Annotated in this window: 21 protein-coding genes; 10 read left to right on the top strand and 11 right to left on the bottom strand. The window is 62.7% G+C overall.

What is annotated here, in order from left to right:
• Positions 1 to 9: 9 nt before the first annotated feature.
• Complete coding sequence (locus tag PFZ56_RS06300) at positions 10 to 960, top strand: homoserine kinase (protein WP_110594119.1); 951 nt, start codon at positions 10 to 12, stop codon at positions 958 to 960.
• A gap of 85 nt (positions 961 to 1,045) precedes the next feature.
• Here PFZ56_RS06300 and PFZ56_RS06295 read toward each other — a convergent pair whose 3' ends face one another.
• Positions 1,046 to 1,975 carry a zinc ABC transporter substrate-binding protein gene (locus PFZ56_RS06295; protein WP_170001352.1) on the bottom strand — a complete coding sequence of 310 codons (930 nt, stop codon included), beginning with the start codon at positions 1,973 to 1,975 and terminating at the stop codon, positions 1,046 to 1,048.
• A 57-nt stretch (positions 1,976 to 2,032) separates the two neighbouring features.
• Between PFZ56_RS06295 and zur the strand changes: the two genes are divergently transcribed.
• From zur to PFZ56_RS06275, 4 genes are read left to right on the top strand one after another with little or no spacing between them, the layout of a single operon-like run.
• On the top strand, positions 2,033 to 2,515 hold the full coding sequence (gene zur / locus PFZ56_RS06290) for a zinc uptake transcriptional repressor Zur (protein WP_060836879.1): 483 nt from the start codon (positions 2,033 to 2,035) through the stop codon (positions 2,513 to 2,515).
• Positions 2,515 to 3,300, top strand: a complete 786-nt coding sequence (znuC, locus tag PFZ56_RS06285) for a zinc ABC transporter ATP-binding protein ZnuC (protein WP_102881444.1) — start codon at positions 2,515 to 2,517, stop codon at positions 3,298 to 3,300. Before zur ends, znuC begins: the two co-directional genes overlap by 1 nt.
• Positions 3,293 to 4,081: a zinc ABC transporter permease subunit ZnuB gene (gene znuB, locus PFZ56_RS06280; RefSeq protein WP_102881443.1), complete on the top strand. Its 789-nt coding sequence runs from the start codon at positions 3,293 to 3,295 to the stop codon at positions 4,079 to 4,081. The genes znuC and znuB overlap by 8 nt, the downstream gene beginning before the upstream one ends.
• A gap of 37 nt (positions 4,082 to 4,118) precedes the next feature.
• On the top strand, positions 4,119 to 4,838 hold the full coding sequence (locus tag PFZ56_RS06275; RefSeq protein ID WP_394304627.1) for a PA5502 family lipoprotein: 720 nt from the start codon (positions 4,119 to 4,121) through the stop codon (positions 4,836 to 4,838).
• A 56-nt stretch (positions 4,839 to 4,894) separates the two neighbouring features.
• Here the strand turns inward: PFZ56_RS06275 and katE are convergent, their stop codons facing one another.
• Complete coding sequence (gene katE, locus PFZ56_RS06270) at positions 4,895 to 7,033, bottom strand: catalase HPII (protein WP_170001353.1); 2,139 nt, start codon at positions 7,031 to 7,033, stop codon at positions 4,895 to 4,897.
• 270 nt (positions 7,034 to 7,303) lie between these two features.
• Here katE and PFZ56_RS06265 point away from each other — a divergent pair, with 270 nt between their 5' ends.
• From PFZ56_RS06265 to PFZ56_RS06255, 3 genes are all read left to right on the top strand, one after another.
• A complete protein-coding gene (locus PFZ56_RS06265; protein ID WP_102862486.1) occupies positions 7,304 to 8,311 on the top strand; it encodes a methionine ABC transporter ATP-binding protein in 1,008 nt (335 codons plus the stop codon).
• Positions 8,311 to 8,985, top strand: coding sequence for a methionine ABC transporter permease (locus PFZ56_RS06260; RefSeq protein WP_170001354.1), 675 nt, complete (start codon positions 8,311 to 8,313; stop codon positions 8,983 to 8,985). Before PFZ56_RS06265 ends, PFZ56_RS06260 begins: the two co-directional genes overlap by 1 nt.
• A 63-nt stretch (positions 8,986 to 9,048) precedes the next feature.
• A complete protein-coding gene (locus PFZ56_RS06255; protein ID WP_102862484.1) occupies positions 9,049 to 9,822 on the top strand; it encodes a MetQ/NlpA family ABC transporter substrate-binding protein in 774 nt (257 codons plus the stop codon).
• Positions 9,823 to 10,053: 231 nt separating this feature from the next.
• Here the strand turns inward: PFZ56_RS06255 and PFZ56_RS06250 are convergent, their stop codons facing one another.
• From PFZ56_RS06250 to PFZ56_RS06230, 5 genes are read right to left on the bottom strand one after another with little or no spacing between them, the layout of a single operon-like run.
• Positions 10,054 to 10,689 carry an SCO family protein gene (locus PFZ56_RS06250; RefSeq protein WP_102862483.1) on the bottom strand — a complete coding sequence of 212 codons (636 nt, stop codon included), beginning with the start codon at positions 10,687 to 10,689 and terminating at the stop codon, positions 10,054 to 10,056.
• Complete coding sequence (gene cyoE / locus PFZ56_RS06245) at positions 10,686 to 11,588, bottom strand: heme o synthase (RefSeq protein ID WP_170001355.1); 903 nt, start codon at positions 11,586 to 11,588, stop codon at positions 10,686 to 10,688. Before cyoE ends, PFZ56_RS06250 begins: the two co-directional genes overlap by 4 nt.
• On the bottom strand, positions 11,576 to 12,655 hold the full coding sequence (locus tag PFZ56_RS06240; RefSeq protein ID WP_170001356.1) for a heme A synthase: 1,080 nt from the start codon (positions 12,653 to 12,655) through the stop codon (positions 11,576 to 11,578). Before PFZ56_RS06240 ends, cyoE begins: the two co-directional genes overlap by 13 nt.
• Positions 12,656 to 12,665: 10 nt before the next feature.
• On the bottom strand, positions 12,666 to 13,256 hold the full coding sequence (locus tag PFZ56_RS06235; protein WP_110594123.1) for a hypothetical protein: 591 nt from the start codon (positions 13,254 to 13,256) through the stop codon (positions 12,666 to 12,668).
• Complete coding sequence (locus PFZ56_RS06230) at positions 13,222 to 13,962, bottom strand: SURF1 family protein (protein ID WP_110594124.1); 741 nt, start codon at positions 13,960 to 13,962, stop codon at positions 13,222 to 13,224. The genes PFZ56_RS06235 and PFZ56_RS06230 overlap by 35 nt, the downstream gene beginning before the upstream one ends.
• Before the next feature lie 70 nt (positions 13,963 to 14,032).
• On the opposite strand from PFZ56_RS06230, the gene PFZ56_RS06225 reads away from it, so the two are divergent.
• Positions 14,033 to 14,236 carry a twin transmembrane helix small protein gene (locus tag PFZ56_RS06225; protein ID WP_170001357.1) on the top strand — a complete coding sequence of 68 codons (204 nt, stop codon included), beginning with the start codon at positions 14,033 to 14,035 and terminating at the stop codon, positions 14,234 to 14,236.
• A 14-nt stretch (positions 14,237 to 14,250) separates the two neighbouring features.
• Here the strand turns inward: PFZ56_RS06225 and PFZ56_RS06220 are convergent, their stop codons facing one another.
• From PFZ56_RS06220 to coxB, 4 genes are all read right to left on the bottom strand, one after another.
• Positions 14,251 to 15,138, bottom strand: coding sequence for a cytochrome c oxidase subunit 3 (locus PFZ56_RS06220; RefSeq protein ID WP_102881438.1), 888 nt, complete (start codon positions 15,136 to 15,138; stop codon positions 14,251 to 14,253).
• Between the two features lie 33 nt (positions 15,139 to 15,171).
• Entirely contained in the window at positions 15,172 to 15,729 is a 558-nt protein-coding gene (locus PFZ56_RS06215) for a cytochrome c oxidase assembly protein (protein WP_102862478.1), read from the bottom strand.
• 99 nt (positions 15,730 to 15,828) lie between these two features.
• Positions 15,829 to 17,424 carry a cytochrome c oxidase subunit I gene (ctaD, locus tag PFZ56_RS06210; protein ID WP_102881437.1) on the bottom strand — a complete coding sequence of 532 codons (1,596 nt, stop codon included), beginning with the start codon at positions 17,422 to 17,424 and terminating at the stop codon, positions 15,829 to 15,831.
• An 82-nt stretch (positions 17,425 to 17,506) separates the two neighbouring features.
• A complete protein-coding gene (coxB, locus tag PFZ56_RS06205; RefSeq protein ID WP_102862476.1) occupies positions 17,507 to 18,634 on the bottom strand; it encodes a cytochrome c oxidase subunit II in 1,128 nt (375 codons plus the stop codon).
• Between the two features lie 372 nt (positions 18,635 to 19,006).
• On the opposite strand from coxB, the gene PFZ56_RS06200 reads away from it, so the two are divergent.
• Entirely contained in the window at positions 19,007 to 19,657 is a 651-nt protein-coding gene (locus PFZ56_RS06200) for a hypothetical protein (protein WP_102881436.1), read from the top strand.
• The last annotated feature ends 40 nt before the right edge of the window (positions 19,658 to 19,697 follow it).

The following is a 19,697-nucleotide window of genomic DNA, read 5'->3' as shown; positions in this document are numbered from 1 at the left end:
TTTTTAACCATGTCTGTGTTCACCCCCCTGGCTCGGCCCGAGCTGGAAACCTTTCTCGCCCCTTATGGGCTCGGCCGCCTGCTTGACTTCCAGGGGATCGCCGCTGGTAGCGAAAACACCAACTTCTTCATCAGCCTGGAGCAGGGCGAGTTCGTCCTGACCCTGGTGGAGCGCGGCCCGGTCCAGGAAATGCCGTTCTTCATCGAACTGCTGGACGTGCTGCATCAGGCCGACCTGCCGGTGCCTTACGCACTGCGCACCACAGACGGCGTAGCCCTGCGGGAATTGGCTGGCAAACCGGCGTTGCTGCAACCGCGCCTGGCGGGCAAGCACATCAAGGAAGCCAACGCCCAGCATTGCTCTCAGGTGGGTGAGTTGCTCGGGCATCTGCACGTGGCGACCAAGGACAACATGATCAAACGCAAGACTGATCGTGGCCTGGACTGGATGCAGGAAGAGGGCACCCAGCTGTTGTCGCACCTCGATGCTCCCGCTCAAGACCTGCTGCAGCGGGCGCTGGATGAAATCACCGAACAGAAGACCGGGATCCTTGCCTTGCCTCGGGCCAACATCCACGCCGATCTGTTTCGCGACAACGCGATGTTCGAAGGCACCCATCTGACCGGCCTGATCGACTTCTACAACGCTTGCTCGGGGCCGATGCTCTACGACGTGGCCATTGCCTTGAACGACTGGTGCTCCGACGCCGAAGGCGTGATCGACGGACCCCGGGCCCGGGCGCTGTTGGGCGCCTATGCGGCGCTGCGACCATTCACTGCGGCCGAGGCCGAACTCTGGCCGACCATGCTGCGGGTGGCCTGCGTACGCTTCTGGCTGTCACGACTGATTGCCGCCGAGAGTTTCGCCGGCCAGGACGTACTGATTCACGATCCAATGGAGTTCCAGCAGCGCCTGGCACAGCGGCAACAGGTCAGCCTCACGCTGCCGTTCGCCCTGTAAAACTTTTCGCGGGCCAGCCCGCTCCTACAGGTGCACTCTGTAGGAGCGGGCTGGCCCGCGAAAGTCATCCCGCAACAATCCCTGCTTAAAGCTGCTCCAGACAGCCCGCCAGATCGTTCCCCAATTTCTCCAGCACCTGCTCATAGCCCTGAGCGGTCGCGGGCGTATAACCACCCAGCGCATCCAGCTCTGCCAGTTTCACCGGCAAGCCGGCCACCAACGTCTCGGCCAGCCGTGGACGCAGAGGCGGCTCGCTGAACACACAGGTCTTGCCCACCTGCTGCAAGCGCGCGCGCATGGCCGCCACGTGCTGCGCACCCGGCTGCACTTCCGCAGCAACGCTGAACACCCCGGCGTGCTTGAGGCCATAAGCGTCCTCGAAGTAATCGAATGCCTCATGGAACACGAAGTAGGGCTTGCCGGCGATCCCCGCCAGACGAGCCTTCAAACGGGTATCCAGGGCATCCAGACGCTCATTGAATGCTTTCAGGTTGCTCTGGTAACGGGCAGCGTTGGCCGGGTCGGCAGCGCTCAAGTCCGCAGCGATGCGCGTCGCGATCACCCGGGCATTTATCGGCGACAGCCACAGGTGGGCATCCAGGCTTCCCGGGCGATGATCGTGATCGTGTTCGTCGGCTTCTTCGGCATGCGAGTGGCTATCTTCGGCGAAATGGCGAAGCTTCATGCCCGGCAGATCCTGCACCGCCACCGAGGGCAGGCTGCGCCCCTTAAGGACCCGCGGCAGAAAACCCTCCATGTCCGGGCCGATCCAGTACAGCAGGTCCACACTCTGCACCTTGCGTACGTCCGACGGACGCAGCGCATAGTTGTGCGGCGACGCACCCGGCGGCAGCAGCACCTCGGGAACCGCAACGCCGTCCTGCACCGCCGCCGCGATCAGTTGCAGCGGCTTGATGCTGGTGAGTACCCGGACTTCGGCCTGGGCCGAGCCGATCGCGAACAAGCTGAAGGTAAAAGCGACAAAAAGGCGAAAAAGTGTGGGCACGATGGACACTCGAAGAGGCGAGAACGGGTAACATAATAACGTCTCTCACAAACCTCGTCGCCGCTCATGCCTAAAACACCCCTTGCCAGCCGTCCACACGACCACTCTCACTGCGTACACAGCGCACTGTCTGAGGCCGACGCCCTGTGCGCACGGCAAGGCCTGCGCCTGACCGCCCTGCGTCGGCGGGTACTGGAGTTGGTGTGGCAAAGCCACAAGCCCCTGGGGGCTTACGACATTCTCGCCGTACTCAGCGAGCAGGACGGTCGTCGCGCCGCCCCGCCAACGGTTTACCGGGCCCTGGATTTCCTCCTGGAAAACGGCCTGGTACACCGCATCGCCTCGCTTAACGCCTTCGTCGGCTGCAACCACCCGGAACACGCGCACCAGGGTCAGTTCCTGATCTGTCGCGAATGCCACGCCGCCATCGAGCTCGAACAGAAATCCATCAGCGACGCCATCATCACCAGCGCCCGCGACGTCGGCTTCGTGGTCGAGGGCCAGACTGTCGAAGTGGTCGGACTCTGCTCGGGCTGCCAGGGGGCTTGATGAGCACTGCGTTGATCCGCCTCGAGCAGGTCGGGGTGACCTTTGCCGGGCAGAACGTCCTGGACAACATCCAGCTCAGCGTCGAGCCCGGGCAGATCGTGACCCTGATCGGCCCCAACGGCGCCGGCAAGACCACCTTGGTGCGCGCCGTACTGGGCCTGCTCAAGCCCGACAGCGGCAGCGTCTGGCGCAAGCCCAAGCTGCGGGTCGGCTACATGCCGCAAAAGCTCCATGTCGACCCGACCCTGCCCCTGTCGGTACTGCGCTTTCTGCGCCTGGTGCCAGGCGTGGATCGCAGCCGAGCCTTGGCAGCCCTCAAGGAAGTCGGCGCCGAGCAGGTGATCGACAGCCCGGTGCAAAGCATTTCCGGTGGCGAAATGCAGCGCGTGCTGCTGGCCCGGGCATTGCTGCGCGAGCCTGAACTGCTGGTACTCGACGAGCCGGTACAAGGCGTTGACGTCGCCGGCCAGGCCGAGCTCTACAGCCTGATCACCCGCCTGCGGGACCGGCATGGCTGCGGCGTGCTGATGGTCTCCCATGACTTGCATCTGGTAATGAGCACCACCGACCAGGTGGTCTGCCTGAACCGCCACGTCTGCTGCTCGGGCCACCCCGAACAGGTCAGCGGCGATCCCGCCTTCGTCGAACTGTTTGGCAAGAACGCACCAAGCCTGGCGATCTACCACCACCATCACGATCACGCCCATGACCTGCATGGCTCGGTGGTCACCCAGCCCGCCTCGGGCCACCCCCATGTCCACGGAGAAAACTGCAAGCATGGCTGATTTTCTGCTCTACGCCCTGCTCGCAGGTTTGGCCCTGGCGGTGGTTGCCGGCCCCTTGGGGTCCTTCGTGGTCTGGCGGCGCATGGCCTACTTTGGCGACACCCTGTCCCATGCTGCGCTCCTGGGAGTCGCCCTGGGTTTCCTGCTGGATGTCAGCCCCGCCGTGGCAGTCACCGTAGGTTGCCTGTTGCTGGCGGTGCTGCTGGTGACCCTGCAACAACGCCAGCCTCTGGCATCCGACACGCTGCTGGGGATTCTTGCTCCCAGCACACTGTCCCTGGGCCTGGTGGTACTAAGCTTCATGCATGAAGTGCGAATCGACCTGATGGCCTACCTGTTCGGTGACCTGCTGGCGATCAGCCCGGGCGATCTGGCGTGGATTCTCGGTGGCAGCGCAGCGGTGCTGTTGCTGCTGGTGGCACTGTGGCGGCCCCTGCTGGCAATCACCGTGCACGAGGAGTTGGCCAAGGTCGAAGGCCTGCCCGTGGCTGCGCTGCGCCTGGCGCTGATGCTGTTGATTGCCGTGGTGATTGCGGTGGCGATGAAGATTGTCGGGGTATTGCTGATTACCTCGTTGCTGATCATCCCGGCCGCTGCGGCACAGCGTCACGCCCGTTCGCCGGAGCAGATGGCCCTGGGCGCAAGCCTGCTGGGCATGCTCGCGGTGTGCGGCGGGCTGGCGCTGTCCTGGTTCAAGGACACCCCGGCCGGGCCGTCGATCGTGGTCACGGCCGCCGCATTGTTTCTGCTGAGTTTTGTTCTGCCCCGTCGAGGGGTGTAGACTTGCTCGCTTTTTGCGCAATTAGAGAGTCGCAGGAATGAAGCCGTTCGCCTCCCGTTATCTGCTCCTTGTCGCATTCTCCCTGCTGCTGGGGGCCTGCCAAAGCACGCCACCGGCGACCACCCAGGTCCCCGATGCGCGGGCCTCGGCCATCGCGCAGCTGGAACAAAACATTGCCAGCAGTGAGCTGGCCACCGCTGAAGACCAACTCAGTGCACTGCAGGCACAAACGCCTGACGACCCACAGTTGGTGCAATACCAGCGGCAGATTGCCGAAGCCTATCTGCAGCGCAGCCAGATCGTCCTGCAAAAGGGCGATGTGAATGCCGCGGCCACAGCCCTGAGTCGGGCTCGGGCGCTGATGCCCAAGGCCCCGGCGCTGACCGGTGGGGTCAACAACGCCATCGCCCATGCACGCAAGGCCGAGCTGGACCAGGCCGAAGCCGCCTTGAAGGCTGCCGAAGCGCGCCCAGCGGCCAAGCTGATCGATTCTGCGGCCCAGAGCACCACCATCGCCTTGAACGTCACCGATATCCGCAAGCTGCGTCATCAGCTCGATGCGCTGGCCACCGATGTGGTGAATTATCAGTGCGACGTGAGCATCCAGGTGCCGCGCACCGAGGATTATCCCTGGCTGTCGACCTTGCTCGGCAAGCGGGTGAAGAAACTCGACCCCGACTTTGAACAGAAGATCAGCCGGCAGATCGTGCGCCATGTACCGGCGCAGATGGTCTTGAGCCCGCGCAAGGCGCAGTAAAGCCCTCGCCGGCAAGCCGGCTCCTACCGGGAGCGGGCTGGTCGGCGAAAGTTTGTTCAGGCCGGGATTGCCTTGGCCTTTTCCTCTCGATCCCAGACCCGATGCTGCCCAATGGCGGCAAAGAACGCTTTGAGTGCTTTGGCATCTCCTCCAACGATCAAGCCCTTGTCTGCTTCCAGCTTGAGCACCGCCAGCAGCTCCCGGGCTTCGCCGTGCAAGGCGATGGCCTTGAGATGTTTGTAGGCCTCCAACAGGTAATGCAGCGCCACACCATTGCCGCTCAGGGTCTTGATCGACTGCGCGCCGCCCGGCACGAACACCGCGTCGAACGCCACTGACGGCAGGCCTTCCATGGAAGCATCCACCGACAGGCGCTTGCCATCCGCGCTGGTAACCGGTGCCGAGGTCGGCCCCAACAGCTTGGCGTGCGCCCCTTCAGCCTTGAGAGCCTTCTTCAACGCGTCAATCGCTGCACCATCAACGCCGTTGGCCGCTAGAATCGCCACTTTCCGCGTTTTGATATGACCCGGCAGCAGGTTCGCCTGGCTCAGGGCCGGCGAGCGTGTCAGCGACGTCTTGCGCTCAGCCACAGTGGCCTTCTTCGGCGCCGCCAAGCCCAGGTTCTCGGCCACACGAGCGGCCAGGTGCAGATCGATGTTGGCGAGGATCTCGTTCACTTGCCGCTCACGGATCCACTGCCGCTCGACCTTGCCCAGCTCGAAGCTGTAGGCCGCGATGATGTGTTCCTGCTCGTGCTTGCTCATGCTGTTGAAGAACAGCCGTGCCTGGGAGAAATGATCGCCGAACGACTCGCTGCGCTGGCGGATCTTGTGGGCATCGATGCGCTCGTTATAACTCTCGAAGCCACCATCCTGGGCCGCCGGCGGGGTTTCTTTCGGCCAGCCCCCATCAATGGAGTTCGGCTCGTAGGCAGCCCGCCCCCTGTCGATGGTGCTGCGGTGCATGGCGTCGCGCTGACCATTGTGCAAAGGGGTCAGCGGTCGGTTGATGGGCAGCTCATGAAAGTTCGGCCCACCCAGGCGACTGATCTGTGTATCGGTGTAGGAAAACAGCCGCCCTTGCAACAACGGGTCGTTGGAGAAATCGATCCCCGGCACGATGTGCCCCGGGCAGAAGGCGACCTGCTCGGTTTCGGCAAAATAATTGTCGGGGTTGCGGTTGAGCACCATCTTGCCCAGGGGCGTGATCGGCACCAGTTCCTCGGGGATCAGCTTGGTGGGGTCGAGAATGTCGAAGTCGAAATTGTGTTCGTCTTCTTCGGCGATGATCTGCACGCCGAACTCCCACTCCGGGTAATCCCCGGCTTCGATGGAGTCCCACAGGTCACGGCGATGGAAGTCGGTGTCCTTGCCGGCGAGCTTCTGCGCCTCGTCCCAGACCAGGGAACAGGTGCCCACCGTCGGCCGCCAGTGAAACTTGACGAAGCTTGCGCGCCCCTCGGCGTTGATCAGACGGAAGGTGTGCACGCCAAAGCCCTGCATGCTGCGCAGGCTTTTCGGAATGGCCCGATCGGACATGGCCCAGATCACCATGTGTGCCGATTCCGGCTGCAGGGAGACAAAATCCCAGAAGGTGTCGTGGGCCGAGCCGCCGGTGGGGATTTCGTTATGCGGCTCGGGTTTCACCGCATGCACGAAGTCGGGGAACTTGATGGCGTCCTGAATGAAGAACACCGGCATGTTGTTGCCCACCAGATCGAAGTTGCCCTCGTCGGTGAAGAACTTCACCGCAAAACCCCGGACATCACGCACGGTATCGCCGGAGCCTCTTGGCCCCTGGACCGTGGAAAAGCGCACGAACACCGGGGTCTTCTTCTGCGGATCGCGCAGGAAACCGGCCTTGGTCAGCGCCGAATGATTGTCGTAGCTCTGGAAGTAGCCATGGGCGCCAACACCCCGGGCGTGAACGATGCGCTCGGGAATCCGCTCATGGTCGAAGTGGGTGATCTTCTCCCGCATGATGAAGTCTTCCAGCAGCGAAGGACCACGAGCGCCCGCCTTGAGGCTGTTCTGGTTGTCAGCGACCTTCACCCCCTGATTGGTCCGCAGGGCCTGGCCCGTGGCGTCGGAGCGGAACGGCTCCAGGCTCTGTAACTTGGTGTTGCTGTTGCCCCGGTCCAGGGTATCGGTCCCGGCCATCTGGCTTTTCGGGGCATTGGGCTTTTTCGTACTCATCAGACAAAAACTCCTCGTTGGCGAAGTCCCTGGCGCGCCGGGGCTTCGTGAACACAGGCCCGCAGGCACGGCACCTGGGGCTTTTCGAGTGGCTTAAGTAGTGACTGACGAGAAACCGCGAGCGTTCCTTTTTTATGACCTTTGATCGCGTTATTGCCAAATGGCAGGATGATTGCGAAATAAATGCTAAGAACCTCTATACGGACAGGCTAAAATGCGCGCCCGGCTAACCGCTGATCCTTTTCTAACGCGCCCCACAAGGTTCGCTACGTGATCGAGTTTCAAAACGTCCATAAAACCTACCGGGTCGCCGGTAAGGATATTCCCGCCCTGCACCCGACCAGTCTTCGGGTCGAGAATGGCCAGGTGTTCGGCCTGATCGGTCATTCCGGCGCGGGCAAAAGCACGCTGCTGCGCCTGATCAACCGCCTGGAAAACCCCAGCGGCGGCACGATCATCGTCGACGGTGAAGAAGTCACCGCGCTGGACGCCAACGGCCTGCGCCGCTTCCGCCAACAGGTCGGGATGATCTTCCAGCACTTCAATCTGCTGTCCTCCAAGACTGTGGCTGACAACGTCGCCTTGCCCCTGACCCTGGCCGGCGAGCTGTCGCGCAGCGACATCGAACGCCGTGTGGCTGAGTTGCTGGAGCGGGTCGGCCTGTCCGACCACGCCAAGAAATACCCGGCACAACTGTCCGGCGGCCAGAAGCAGCGCGTCGGCATCGCCCGCGCCCTGGCCACCAAGCCAAAGATCCTGCTGTGCGACGAAGCCACCAGCGCCCTCGATCCGCAGACCACGGCCTCGGTCCTGCAACTGCTGGCCGAGATCAATCGCGAGCTGAACCTGACCATCGTTCTGATCACCCACGAAATGGACGTGATCCGTCGCGTCTGTGACCAAGTGGCGGTCATGGACGCCGGCCAGATCGTCGAACAGGGCTCGGTGGCCGAGGTGTTCCTGCACCCCAAGCACCCGACCACCAAACGCTTCGTCCAGGAAGACGAGCAGATCGACGAGAACGAGCAACGCGACGACTTCGCCCACGTCCCGGGGCGTATCGTGCGCCTGACTTTCCAGGGCGATTCCACCTACGCACCGCTGCTGGGCACTGTGGCCCGGGAGACCGGGGTCGACTACAGCATCCTCGCCGGACGCATCGACCGCATCAAAGACACCCCTTACGGGCAACTGACCCTGGCCATCACCGGCGGTGACATGGAAGCGGCCTTCGCCCGCTTCACCGCGGCGGATGTCCACATGGAGGTGCTGCGCTAATGAGCGGCTTACTGCATTACTTCGACAACGTTGACTGGGCCGATATCGGAGTGGCGGCCAGCGACACCATGGTCATGCTCAGCACGTCCCTGGTATTCACCGTACTGGTCGGCCTGCCGCTGGGGGTCTTGCTGTTCCTGTGCAGCCCAAGGCAGTTGCTGGAACAGAAAAATGTCTATTCGATCCTGGGCTTTGTGGTCAACGCCATCCGTTCGCTGCCGTTCATCATCCTGCTGATTGTGATGATTCCGACCACTATCCTCATCACGGGCACCTCCCTGGGTGTGGCGGGCGCCATCCCTCCGCTGGTGGTGGGCGCTTCCACCTTCTTCGCGCGCCTGGTGGAAACCGCTCTGCGTGAAGTGGATCGCGGCATTATCGAGGCCACCCAGGCCATGGGCGCCACGACCCGGCAGATCATCATGAACGCCCTGCTGCCCGAGGCCTGCCCCGGCATCATCGCGGCGATCACGGTCACCGCCATCGCCCTGGTCGGCTACACCGCCATGGCTGGTGTCGTGGGTGCAGGCGGCCTCGGTGACCTGGCCATTCGTTATGGTTACCAGCGTTTCCAGGACGATGTGATGGTGGTGACCGTGGTGATGCTGATTGTGTTGGTTCAGGTTCTGCAAACCGTTGGCGATAAGCTGGTGGTGCACTTTTCCCGCAAATAATTGCAATCGCCGGCCCCGGCCGGCAGGCGCCCGGGGTCGGGCGACTTACAAGGAGCTTGTTCGATGAAAAAACTACTCGTCGCTTTCGCAGCCGTTGCCGCGTTCTCCGCGCACGCCGCCGAAACCCTGACCGTGGCCGCCACACCGGTGCCCCACGCCGAGATCCTGGAATTCGTCAAACCGGCCCTGGCCAAAGAAGGCGTGGACCTGAAGGTCAAGGTCTTCACCGACTACGTGCAGCCCAACGTGCAAGTGGCCGAAAAACGCCTGGACGCCAACTTCTTCCAGCACCAGCCATACCTGGATGAGTTCAACAAGGCCAAGGGCACCAAGCTGGTGAGCGTGGCCGGCGTGCACCTGGAACCCCTGGGCGCCTACTCCAGCAAATACAAGCAACTCTCCGAATTGCCAGGCGGCGCCACCGTGGTGATCCCCAACGACGCCACCAACGGCGGTCGCGCCCTGTTGCTGCTGGACAAGGCCGGCCTGATCAAGCTCAAGGATTCCAACAACATCCTGGCCACCATCAAGGACATCACCGAGAACTCCAAGGACCTGAAGTTCCGCGAACTGGAAGCCGCCACCATCCCCCGCGTGCTGACTCAGGTCGACCTGGCCCTGATCAACACCAACTACGCCCTGCAGGCCAAGCTGGACCCTTCCAAGGATGCCCTGGTGATCGAAGGCAAGGATTCGCCTTACGTGAACATCCTGGTCGCCCGTCCTGACGACAAGGACTCGGACGCCATGAAGAAACTGGTCGCCGCCCTGCACAGCCCAGAAGTGAAGCAATTCATTCTCGAGAAGTACAAAGGCGCCGTACTGCCAGCGTTCTGATCGGTTGCAGAAATACAAACGGGGCGCCTTGGGCGCCCCGTTTTGTTTGTAACCGCTGCCGAAGGCTGCGATAAGGCGCAAAGCGCCTTCCGAGGGCCTCAAGCACGCGTCCTCTTCGAGGCCGATCGCAGCCTGCGGCAGCGGCTACAGGGTTCAGCGGTTCAGCGGTTCAGCGGTTCAGCGGTTCAGCGGTTCAGCGGTTCAGCGGTTCAGCGGTTCAAGCATGCCGCGTTATTGGCGCTGCAACATCACCGGCAACTGGGCCACCAGCTTCTGGTTGTTCAACGGTGCGCGGATAAAGCCACGCTGGTGGCCGTCCGGACCGATCACCGCGAGGTTGCCGCTGTGGTCCACGGTGTAGTTGGGCTTGCTGGTGTCCGCCGGAATGAAGGGAATGCTCACCGCGTTGGCCAGTTTCTGCAGGTCTTCCACCGAGGCGGCGGTCAGGCCCTTGAAGTCCTTGTCGAAGTAGCCCAGGTACTGCTTGAGCTGTTGCGGCGTATCGCGGTTGGGGTCGACGCTGACCAGGATCACCTGCAGCTTGTCCACCGCCTCCTTGGGCAGCTCACTCTTGATCTGCCGCAGTTGGGCCAGGGTGGTGGGGCAGATGTCCGGGCAGAAGGTGTAGCCGAAGAACAGCAGCGACCACTTGCCCTTCAACTCATCGATCACCACGGGCTGGCCGTCCTGGTCGAGCATCTTCACCGCAGGCAGCGTACGGCTCTGGGGCAGGAGGATGATGCCGGCGTCGATCAATGCGGTGGGATCGCCCTGACCCTTGCCGGACAGTACTTTGTTGACGGTCAGCCCCAGGATCAGGGCCACCAGCGCAACGAGAATAAAGACGGTTTTCTGAGTTCGAGTCATAGGTTCAACAATAGGTAGTGGTCTACGAGCAGGGCGATGAACAGCAGGAACAAGTAGTAAATAGAGTACTTGAAGGTGTTGATCGCCGCGTGCGGCCGAGTGCCACGGTACAGCACCCAGGCCCATTGCAGGAAGCGCCCGCCCAGAAGCAAAGCGCACACCAGGTACAGCACGCCGCTCATGTGGATGGCATAGGGCAGCAGGCTCACCGCCAGCAGGGCAAAGGTATAGAGCAGGATGTGCACCTTGGTGTAGTGCTCACCGTGGGTCACCGGCAGCATCGGGATATCGGCCTTGGCGTATTCCTCCTTGCGATGGATGGCCAGGGCCCAGAAGTGCGGCGGGGTCCAGGCGAAAATGATCAGCACCAGCAGCAGCGGCTCGGCGCTCAAGTGCCCGGTAGCAGCAACCCAGCCCAGCAGCGGCGGCGCCGCACCGGCCAGTCCGCCGATCACGATGTTCTGCGGCGTCGCGCGTTTCAGAAAGCCGGTGTAGACCACCGCGTAGCCCAGCAAGGACGCCAGGGTCAGCCAGGCCGTGAGCGGATTGGTGAACGCCAGCAGCAGCGCTTGCCCGGCCAACGCCAGGCACAGGGCGAACGCCAAGGCCGCCCGGGGTGAAACCCGGCCTTGGGCCAGGGGCCGTTTGTGGGTCCGGGCCATCAGCGCGTCGATGCGTCGGTCCACCACATGGTTCACCACCGCCGCGCCACCCGCGCACAGGGCAATGCCCAGGTTGCCGAACACCAGCACCGTCCACGGCACCCCCGCGCGGGTGGCGAGGAACATGCCCACCAGGGAGGTGATCAGCATCAGCACCACCACCTTGGGTTTGGTCAGCTCCAGGTAATCGCGCCAGATGGCCTGGGGATGCTGATGTTCGCTGATCAGAGTCGCCATGGCATCTCTCCTTTGATGGTGATGGGACCCGCCATCTGTTTGCGCGGGCTGAGACGCCAGCCCAGGGGCAGGCGATCCCGGGCCTGCACCAGGCTGGTACGGGCGTGATAGTTGACCAGCACCAGGGTCAGCAACAGCACCGCGCCCCCGGCGTTATGCGCCACCGCCACCGGCAGCGGCAAATGGAACAGCACGTTGCTGATGCCCAGGCTGACCTGCGCCGCCAGCGCCACCAGCACCAGCCCGGCCAGGCGGGTCATGCCGGTTTGCCGGAGTTGCCAGGCCAGCCCCAGCAACACCAGGGTCACCAGCACCGCGCCGACCCGGTGGGTCATGTGGATGGCGGTGCGGGCGTCACTGTCCAATTGTCCGCCCAGGTAGTTGGGGCCTATGTGCTGGGTCAGGTGAAAGCCGTTGGCGAAATCCATGTTCGGCCACCACTGGCCATGGCAGGTGGGCAGGTCGATGCAGGCCACGGCGGCGTAGTTGGAGCTGACCCAGCCGCCCAGGGCGATCTGCCCGATCACCAGCACCAGCCCGGCCGTTGCCCAGTACTGCAGGCGCCGCGGCACAATCAGCGCCGGCAGCACGCCGGACAGGCGCAAGGTCAGCAAGAACAGCAGGCTCAAGGTGGCGAAGCCCCCCAGCAGGTGCGCGGTGACCACTTGCGGCCAGAGCTTGAGGGTGACCGTCCACATGCCGAAGGCCGCCTGGGCAAACACCACCACCATCAGGAACAGCGGCAGCTTCAGGGGCTGCCCGGGATGCCGGCGATGGGTCCAGGCACGGGCCGCCAGCAGCACGATCAACAGCCCCAGGGTGCCGGCGAAATAGCGGTGGATCATCTCGTTCCAGCCCTTGTGGGCTTCCACCGGGGTGTCGGGAAAATGCAGTTCGGCATGGGCCAGTTGGGCTTCGCTTTTGGGCACGCTGATAAAACCGTAGCAGCCGGGCCAGTCCGGGCAGCCCAGGCCCGCGTGGGTCAGCCGGGTGTAGGCGCCCAGCAGCACCACGATCAGAGCCAGCAAAGTGGCAAACAACGCGAGGCGAAATCCAGGTTTGGCCATGACGATGCCCTTATCCGATATTCGACAGTTTCAGCAGGTGCCGCAGGTCATTGAGCAGGTCCTTGCCCTTGACCCGAGCGTCGTAGCGCAACACCAGATTGCTGTGGGGATCGACGATCCACAGCTGCGGCGCGTCCTTGTCGTTGACGCCTTTGGCATAGGTCACCAGGTCCAGGGGGTAGCGTTGCAACTGCGGGTACTCGCGCTGCAGCCTGGCTTGGTATTCGGCGCTCAGCGGCTGGGCGCTGGCCAGGGCATGGCTGGCCCGCGAAGCATCGCGGCCCAGGGCCACCTGGATCTGCCGCGCCAGGTACACCAGTTGCTGGCAATCGGCATCGCACGCCTTGGGGGCCGTGACCAGGATCTGCCAGCGAGCCTCCTCGGACTGCACGCCGATCTGCGCCCGGGTCTGGCCATTGCCAATCAGCTCACCGTGATAGCTGCGGCTTTCCGGCACCCAGAACTGCAGCTTGTACATGCCGGTGGCGAGGATCATCGGACCGATCACCATCAGCAGGATCAGGATCAGTTGCCAACGGCCGCGGCGCCGGTTGGGCACCTGGGCGTCAGAGATGTTGGGTGGATTCATGGCCGTTCCCATGGCGGTTCTCCCGTGCGTTGTGCCAGCCGAAATAGAGATAGAGGAGCAGCAGGGCCAGGGCCATGGCGAACCACTGCACGGCATAGCCCAGGTGTTTTTCCGGCCCCATGGCCACCACCGGCCACGCGGTCAGGTAGGCGCCAGCACCGGACTCCTGACGCACTTCATGGTTGAAGCCGCTGCGGCCAAGCTCGGCCCATAGAGCCTCCGGGTTCACGGCGGTGATCAACCGTGGCCAGCGCGCAGCAGCCGGGTCGGCCTGCAGTTGGAACGCCGCGCCCGGAGAAACGTAGACCCAGGCATCCAGACTCAGGCTCTGCTCCGGGGTGCTGAATGCCGCAGGCGTGCGCCGATCGGGCCAGGGCAGCCAGCCACGATTGACCAGCAACCAGCGCCCGCTGGCCTGATCAAGGAAGGGTTGCAGCAGCTCGACCCCGACCTTGCCGTCGTGCAGGCGGTTGTCCAGCAGCAGGCTGTGATCGGCATCGAAATGACCGTGCAGGCGCACCCGACGAAAGGCCGGGTCCTCGACCGCCAGCAACTCGAACAACGACACCGGCTCGGCCGCGCGGCGCTCGGCGTAGCTGGTCAGCAATTGGCGCTTCTGCTCGCCACGGCTCAGTTGCCAGAAGCCCAGGGAAACCAGCGCAGGCAGCAGCAACAGCACCACCAGGGTCGGCACGACTCCCGGCCGGAAGCCTTTCATGACCGGCCCGCAAGGCTGAGAAATCCACTCGCTATACTGCTGTACATCGCGTTTCCCCCGGAGTCCCACCATGCTCAAAACAGCCATCGTCCTGATGCTGATTGCCACGGTTATCAGCCTGTTCAGCGGCCTGTTCTTTCTGGTCAAGGACGACAGCCAATCCAAACGCCTGGTGACCGCCTTGAGTATTCGGGTATGCCTGGCCGCAATCACCGTGGGCTTGATCGCCTGGGGTTTCTTCAGCGGCCAGCTGGTGTCCCACGCGCCCTGGTAGGGCGCTGCAGGCCCTCAGAGCACGTAGACAAAAACGAACAGGCCGATCCACACCACATCGACGAAGTGCCAGTACCAGCTGGCCGCTTCAAAGCCGAATTGATGTTCGGCGTCGAAATGCCCACGCATGACACGCATCAGCATCACGAACAGGATCAAGGTGCCGATGGTCACGTGGGCGCCATGGAAACCGGTGAGCATGAAGAAGGTGGCGCCGTAGATCCCCGAGCCCAGCGTCAGGCCCAGCTCGCGATAGGCGTGGATGTACTCTTCGGCCTGGAAGCCGAGGAAGGCGCACCCCAGCAGCACGGTCAGCGCCAACCAGATCTTCAGCGCTCCACGATGGCCTTTCTTCAAGGCATGGTGGGCGATGGTCACGGTGACACTGGAACTGACCAGCAGCACGGTGTTGAGCAGCGGCAAGCCCCAGGGGCTGATGGTGCCCGTGGGCGATGGAAAGAGTTTCGGATCGGGGTTGTTGAGCAGGGGCCAGACGAACTCGAAGTTCGGCCAAAGCATATGGGCGATGCCCTTGTTCCCCTCACCGCCGAGCCAGGGCCCGGACAGGTGTCGCACATAGAACAGCGCGCCGAAGAAGGCCAGGAAGAACATCACTTCGGAAAAGATGAACCAGCTCATGCCCCAGCGGAACGAGCGGTCCAGCTGAGCACTGTACAAGCCGGCGCGGCTTTCCTTGATCACCGCGCCAAACCAGCCGAACAGCATGTAGGCCAGCAGCAGGCTACCGACGAAAAAGATCAGCGGGCCATGGGATTCCGGGCGCGCCGCCTTGAGGTCGTTGAACCAGGTCGCCAGGCCGAACACGGTGACGAACATGCCCACCGTCGCAATGATCGGCCACTTGCTCTGGGCAGGAACGTAATAGTGCTCATGAGTCGCCATGGGTTGTTCTCCTTATCGGGCACGCCAGATCGTCTATCCACCGGTCTTGGCGGCAACCGCCACCGGTGGATGACGCGCGGTGATATCGAACAGCGTGTAAGCCAGCGTCAGGTGCTTCACATCCTTGGGCATGTCGCGGTCAACGATGAAACGCACCGGCATCTCGATCTTCTCCCCGGGCTGCAGCACCTGCTGGGTAAAGCAGAAGCACTCGGTCTTGTGGAAATACATGGCCGCGCTGCTGGGGGAGATGCTCGGGATGGCCTGGGCGCTCATCGGGTGATCGCTGGGGTTGCGGGCGATGAAGACCATCTCGTTCACCGCCCCCGGATGGACCACGATGTCATCGGACTTGGGATAGAACTCCCAGACCATGTCGATGGCATTGGTGGACAGGAACTGCACCCGCACCTGGCGCGAAGCGTCGATCTGCTGCCCCTGGTCCGCGTACTGCCCGCCAGTCTTGCCATTGATGCCCAAGGCCTTGCACATCACGTCGTAGATCGGCACCAGGGCAAAACCGAAAACGAACATCGCCGCCACCACCAGCAACAGGCGGGTCACCAGCTTCTTCAGCGAGATCTCGGCCATCTCAACGTCCTCCCGAACCTGTAGGAGCCGGCTTGCCGACGAACCGGGCACCAGGTTCTGGCGCCTTCGCGAGCAAGCTAGCTCCTACAACACAGCTGTTCATTTCACTTCCGGTGGCGTGACGAAGGTGTGGTACGGCGCCGGCGATGGAATGCTCCACTCCAGCCCTTCGGCCCCTTCCCACGGCTTGGCCGGGGCCGGTTTGCCACCGCGAATGCACTTGATGACGATGAACAGGAAGAAGATCTGCGTCGCGCCGAAGGTGAAGGCCCCGATGGAGGACACCATGTTGAAGTCGGCGAACTGCAGGTTGTAGTCCGGAATCCGCCGCGGCATGCCCGCCAGACCCACGAAGTGCATAGGGAAGAAGGCCATGTTCATGCCGACGAAGGACAGCCAGAAGTGCAGCTTGCCCAGGGTTTCGTCGTACATGTACCCGGTCCACTTGGGCAACCAGTAATAGGCCGAGGCGAAGATCCCGAAGATCGCCCCCGGCACCAGCACGTAGTGGAAATGCGCCACCACGAAGTAGGTGTCCTGGTACTGGAAGTCCGCCGGGGCGATGGCCAGCATCAACCCGGAAAAGCCGCCAATGGTGAACAGAATGACAAAGGCCACGGCGAACAGCATCGGCGTCTCGAACGTCAGCGCGCCCTGCCACATGGTGCTCACCCAGTTGAACACCTTGACCCCGGTGGGCACGGCAATCAGCAGGGTGGCGTACATGAAGAACAGTTCGCCCACCAGCGGGATGCCCACCACGAACATGTGGTGCGCCCAGACGATGAACGACAGGAAGGCGATGGCCCCGGTGGCATAGACCATCGAGGTGTAGCCGAACAGCGGCTTGCGGCTGAAGGTGGGGATGATCGAGCTGACGGCGCCGAAGGCCGGCAGGATCATGATGTACACCTCGGGGTGACCGAAGAACCAGAACACGTGCTGGAACAACACCGGGTCACCACCGCCGGCAGCGCTGAAGAAGCTGGTGCCGAAGTGAATATCCATCAGCATCATGGTCACGCAACCGGCCAGCACCGGCATCACTGCGATCAGCAGGAAGGCGGTGATCAGCCAGGTCCAGACGAACAGCGGCATCTTCATCAGGGTCATGCCCGGGGCACGCAGGTTGAGGATGGTGGCGATCACGTTGATCGCCCCCATGATCGAACTGATGCCCATCAGGTGGATGGCGAAAATGAAGAAGGTCACGCTTTCCGGGGCGTAGGTGGTGGACAGCGGGGCGTAGAAGGTCCAGCCGAAGTTCGGCCCGCCGCCGGGCATGAATAACGTCGAAACCAGCATCAGGAAGGCCGCCGGCAGCAGCCAGAAGCTGAAGTTGTTCATCCGCGGCAGGGCCATGTCCGGCGCGCCGATCATCAGCGGGATCATCCAGTTGGCCAGGCCGACGAAGGCCGGCATCACCGCGCCGAAGACCATCACCAGGCCGTGCATGGTGGTCATCTGGTTGAAGAACGCCGGCTCGACGATCTGCAGCCCGGGCTGGAACAGCTCGGCGCGGATCACCATGGCGAAGGAGCCGCCCAGCAGGAACATCGCGAAGCTGAACCACAGGTACAGGGTGCCGATGTCCTTGTGGTTGGTGGTCAGTACCCAGCGCATCAGGCCCTTGGCGGGACCATGGGCGTGGTCATCATGGCCGGCGTGGCCGTGGTCATCGATCACTGCACTCATGCCCTGTCTCCTGCAAACGGGTGGGCTGGACGCTCAGGGACACTGCACCCCGAGCGGTTGCGGAAATACCCAATAAGCCGGCTCATTTGCTTTCCGCCTGTTTCAGCGCCAGCACTTCTTTTGGCGTGACCATGTCGCCCTTGTTGTTGCCCCAGGCGTTGCGCTCGTAAGTGACGACGGCGGCGATGTCGACTTCCGACAACTGCTTGCCGAAGGCCGCCATGGCAGTCCCCGGTTTGCCGTGAAGGACGATATTCAAGTGATCGCCCTTGGGCCCGGTGGCGATCTTCGAGCCCTTGAGGGCCGGGAACATCGGCGGCAGGCCCTGGCCTTCCGCCTGGTGACAGGCGACGCAAGCGGTGTGGTAGACCTTATCGCCACGGGCCACCAGCTCATCGAGGGTCCATTCCTTGCTGGTCAGCTCCTTGAGCTTGGCGGCCTCGGCCTTGCGCTCGCCCATCCAGGTGTCGTAGTCGGCCTGGCTCTTGACCTCGACCACGATCGGCATGAAGCCGTGGTCCTTGCCGCACAGCTCGGCGCACTGGCCACGGTAGATGCCGGGCTTGTCGACCCGGGTCCAGGCTTCGTTGACGAAGCCCGGGATGGCGTCACGCTTGACCGCAAAGGCCGGCACCCACCAGGAGTGGATCACGTCGGCGGCGGTCACCAGGAAGCGCACCTTGGCCCCCACCGGCAGCACCAGGGGCTGGTCGACTTCCAGCAGGTAGTGCTCGCCCTTGACGCTCTTGTTGTGGATCTGCTCGGCGGGGGTGGCCAGGTTGCTGAAAAACTCCACATCCTGGCCGAGGTATTTGTAGTGCCACTTCCACTGGTAGCCGGTGATCTGGATGTCCACGTCCGGCTCGCTGGTGTCGTACATCTTGATCAGGGTCGCCGTCGCCGGGACAGCCATGGCCACCAGGATCAGGAAGGGGATGATGGTCCAGAGGATTTCCACGGTGGTGCTTTCGTGGAACCGGGCCGGGACCTGGCCCGTGGAGCGGCGGTGAACGATCATTGACCAGAACATCGCGCCGAAGACGATGACGCCGATCACCACACAGATCCAGAAGATGGTCATGTGCAGGTCGAATACCGCGTGGCTTATCTCGGTAGCCCCAGGCGTCATATTCACCGTCCAGGCGGCTTGCGCCTGGCTGAATATCGACAACAACAGGAGGCCCATCCAGACATGTGGATGTCGCATCATTGCGGGTTCCCCTTATCGTTCTTGTTATCCCGCCGGCTTAACACCTGCGGCAAGGGAGCGGCTGCCTAGACTACGAACTTAAACCGGCCGGGCCTCGCTGCATTTGCAGTCGGGCGTCATCAGCTAACTTCATACAATGGCGAGTATAGACAGCGACTCTGACCTCGCAACGCGAGGGCGTAAATCAGCTGAAACACTGGAAAGGAGGTTTGCAGGCCACGGCACAAAAGGGGTCGAGTGCCCGGGATGGCAGAACGATATAACCCCGCTGTCTAAGCATGAAATAATTATGACAAATGCGTCTTAAGCATTTTCGTAAGCAGGCTAACTTATGTTCTCCCTATTCAATTGCCCTTGTTCCCTGGAGTTTTCATGAACACCGCCGCATTGCGCGAGCAGATCCAACTGGCCCGGCAACACGAAGCCAGCACAGGCCTTCTGACCCGTCAGTTGGAAACGCAACTGCCTCACCTGCACCCTGCCATCCAGCTGCCCGAAGTCGACGCCAAGGACGTCATGACCCGTTTCGTCAGCGCCTACATCGACCAGGTTCCGGACCTGCTGGACGCCGCCAATGCGGTGGCCCGTGAAGCCGGCATCGAATCGCAGATCAAGCCTGTACTGAAGATCGCCGAGCAATTCTTCCTCCAGCCGCCGGCCATCATGGACGGCCACGTCGGCCTCGACAGCCTGCTGGACGAAGCCTACCTGGCACTGCGCCTGGTGGAAGAGGTCAACGATCTGTACATCAAGCACTTCGGCCGTCCACTGATCCCCCTGGACATGACGGTCGCCAACCTCATCGCCCACCAACTGATCGGTGAAACCTTCGCCAACCAGCTGGACGAAGCGGTACACCACGCGGTCGACGCCATGCTCGACGAAGAAAGCTTCGCCCTGGAATCAGTGGAAGCCTACCGCGACAAACTCAACAGCCCGGACACCGAGGCCGCCTGGAAACGCTGGCCCTGCCTGTCACGCCAGCTGGGCGTGGAGCTAGAGCTCGACCAGCCCGCCGCCTGAACCCACTCCTCGCCAGCAAGGCTCGCAACGAGCCTTGTGG

Origin of the sequence: Pseudomonas danubii (genome assembly GCF_042980055.1) — a bacterium.
Taxonomy (GTDB): Bacteria; Pseudomonadota; Gammaproteobacteria; order Pseudomonadales; family Pseudomonadaceae; genus Aquipseudomonas; species Aquipseudomonas danubii.
The sequence above is the reverse complement of the archived record's forward strand: the minus strand, read 5'-3'. Positions and strand labels throughout refer to the sequence as shown.

What these genes read in the sequence shown, in the direction of transcription:
- zur (WP_060836879.1), top strand. Translation starts at nt 2,033, where the DNA reads ATGCCTAAAACACCCCTTGCCAGCCGTCCACACGACCACTCTCACTGC.
- PFZ56_RS06200 (WP_102881436.1), top strand. Translation starts at nt 19,007, where the DNA reads ATGAACACCGCCGCATTGCGCGAGCAGATCCAACTGGCCCGGCAACAC.
- PFZ56_RS06260 (WP_170001354.1), top strand. Translation starts at nt 8,311, where the DNA reads ATGAGCGGCTTACTGCATTACTTCGACAACGTTGACTGGGCCGATATC.
- znuB (WP_102881443.1), top strand. Translation starts at nt 3,293, where the DNA reads ATGGCTGATTTTCTGCTCTACGCCCTGCTCGCAGGTTTGGCCCTGGCG.
- PFZ56_RS06255 (WP_102862484.1), top strand. Translation starts at nt 9,049, where the DNA reads ATGAAAAAACTACTCGTCGCTTTCGCAGCCGTTGCCGCGTTCTCCGCG.
- katE (WP_170001353.1), bottom strand. Translation starts at nt 7,033, where the DNA reads ATGAGTACGAAAAAGCCCAATGCCCCGAAAAGCCAGATGGCCGGGACC.
- PFZ56_RS06275 (WP_394304627.1), top strand. Translation starts at nt 4,119, where the DNA reads ATGAAGCCGTTCGCCTCCCGTTATCTGCTCCTTGTCGCATTCTCCCTG.
- PFZ56_RS06230 (WP_110594124.1), bottom strand. Translation starts at nt 13,962, where the DNA reads ATGAAAGGCTTCCGGCCGGGAGTCGTGCCGACCCTGGTGGTGCTGTTG.
- cyoE (WP_170001355.1), bottom strand. Translation starts at nt 11,588, where the DNA reads ATGGCGACTCTGATCAGCGAACATCAGCATCCCCAGGCCATCTGGCGC.
- PFZ56_RS06225 (WP_170001357.1), top strand. Translation starts at nt 14,033, where the DNA reads ATGCTCAAAACAGCCATCGTCCTGATGCTGATTGCCACGGTTATCAGC.
- PFZ56_RS06235 (WP_110594123.1), bottom strand. Translation starts at nt 13,256, where the DNA reads ATGGGAACGGCCATGAATCCACCCAACATCTCTGACGCCCAGGTGCCC.
- ctaD (WP_102881437.1), bottom strand. Translation starts at nt 17,424, where the DNA reads ATGAGTGCAGTGATCGATGACCACGGCCACGCCGGCCATGATGACCAC.
- PFZ56_RS06300 (WP_110594119.1), top strand. Translation starts at nt 10, where the DNA reads ATGTCTGTGTTCACCCCCCTGGCTCGGCCCGAGCTGGAAACCTTTCTC.
- coxB (WP_102862476.1), bottom strand. Translation starts at nt 18,634, where the DNA reads ATGATGCGACATCCACATGTCTGGATGGGCCTCCTGTTGTTGTCGATA.
- PFZ56_RS06215 (WP_102862478.1), bottom strand. Translation starts at nt 15,729, where the DNA reads ATGGCCGAGATCTCGCTGAAGAAGCTGGTGACCCGCCTGTTGCTGGTG.
- znuC (WP_102881444.1), top strand. Translation starts at nt 2,515, where the DNA reads ATGAGCACTGCGTTGATCCGCCTCGAGCAGGTCGGGGTGACCTTTGCC.
- PFZ56_RS06250 (WP_102862483.1), bottom strand. Translation starts at nt 10,689, where the DNA reads ATGACTCGAACTCAGAAAACCGTCTTTATTCTCGTTGCGCTGGTGGCC.
- PFZ56_RS06220 (WP_102881438.1), bottom strand. Translation starts at nt 15,138, where the DNA reads ATGGCGACTCATGAGCACTATTACGTTCCTGCCCAGAGCAAGTGGCCG.
- PFZ56_RS06240 (WP_170001356.1), bottom strand. Translation starts at nt 12,655, where the DNA reads ATGGCCAAACCTGGATTTCGCCTCGCGTTGTTTGCCACTTTGCTGGCT.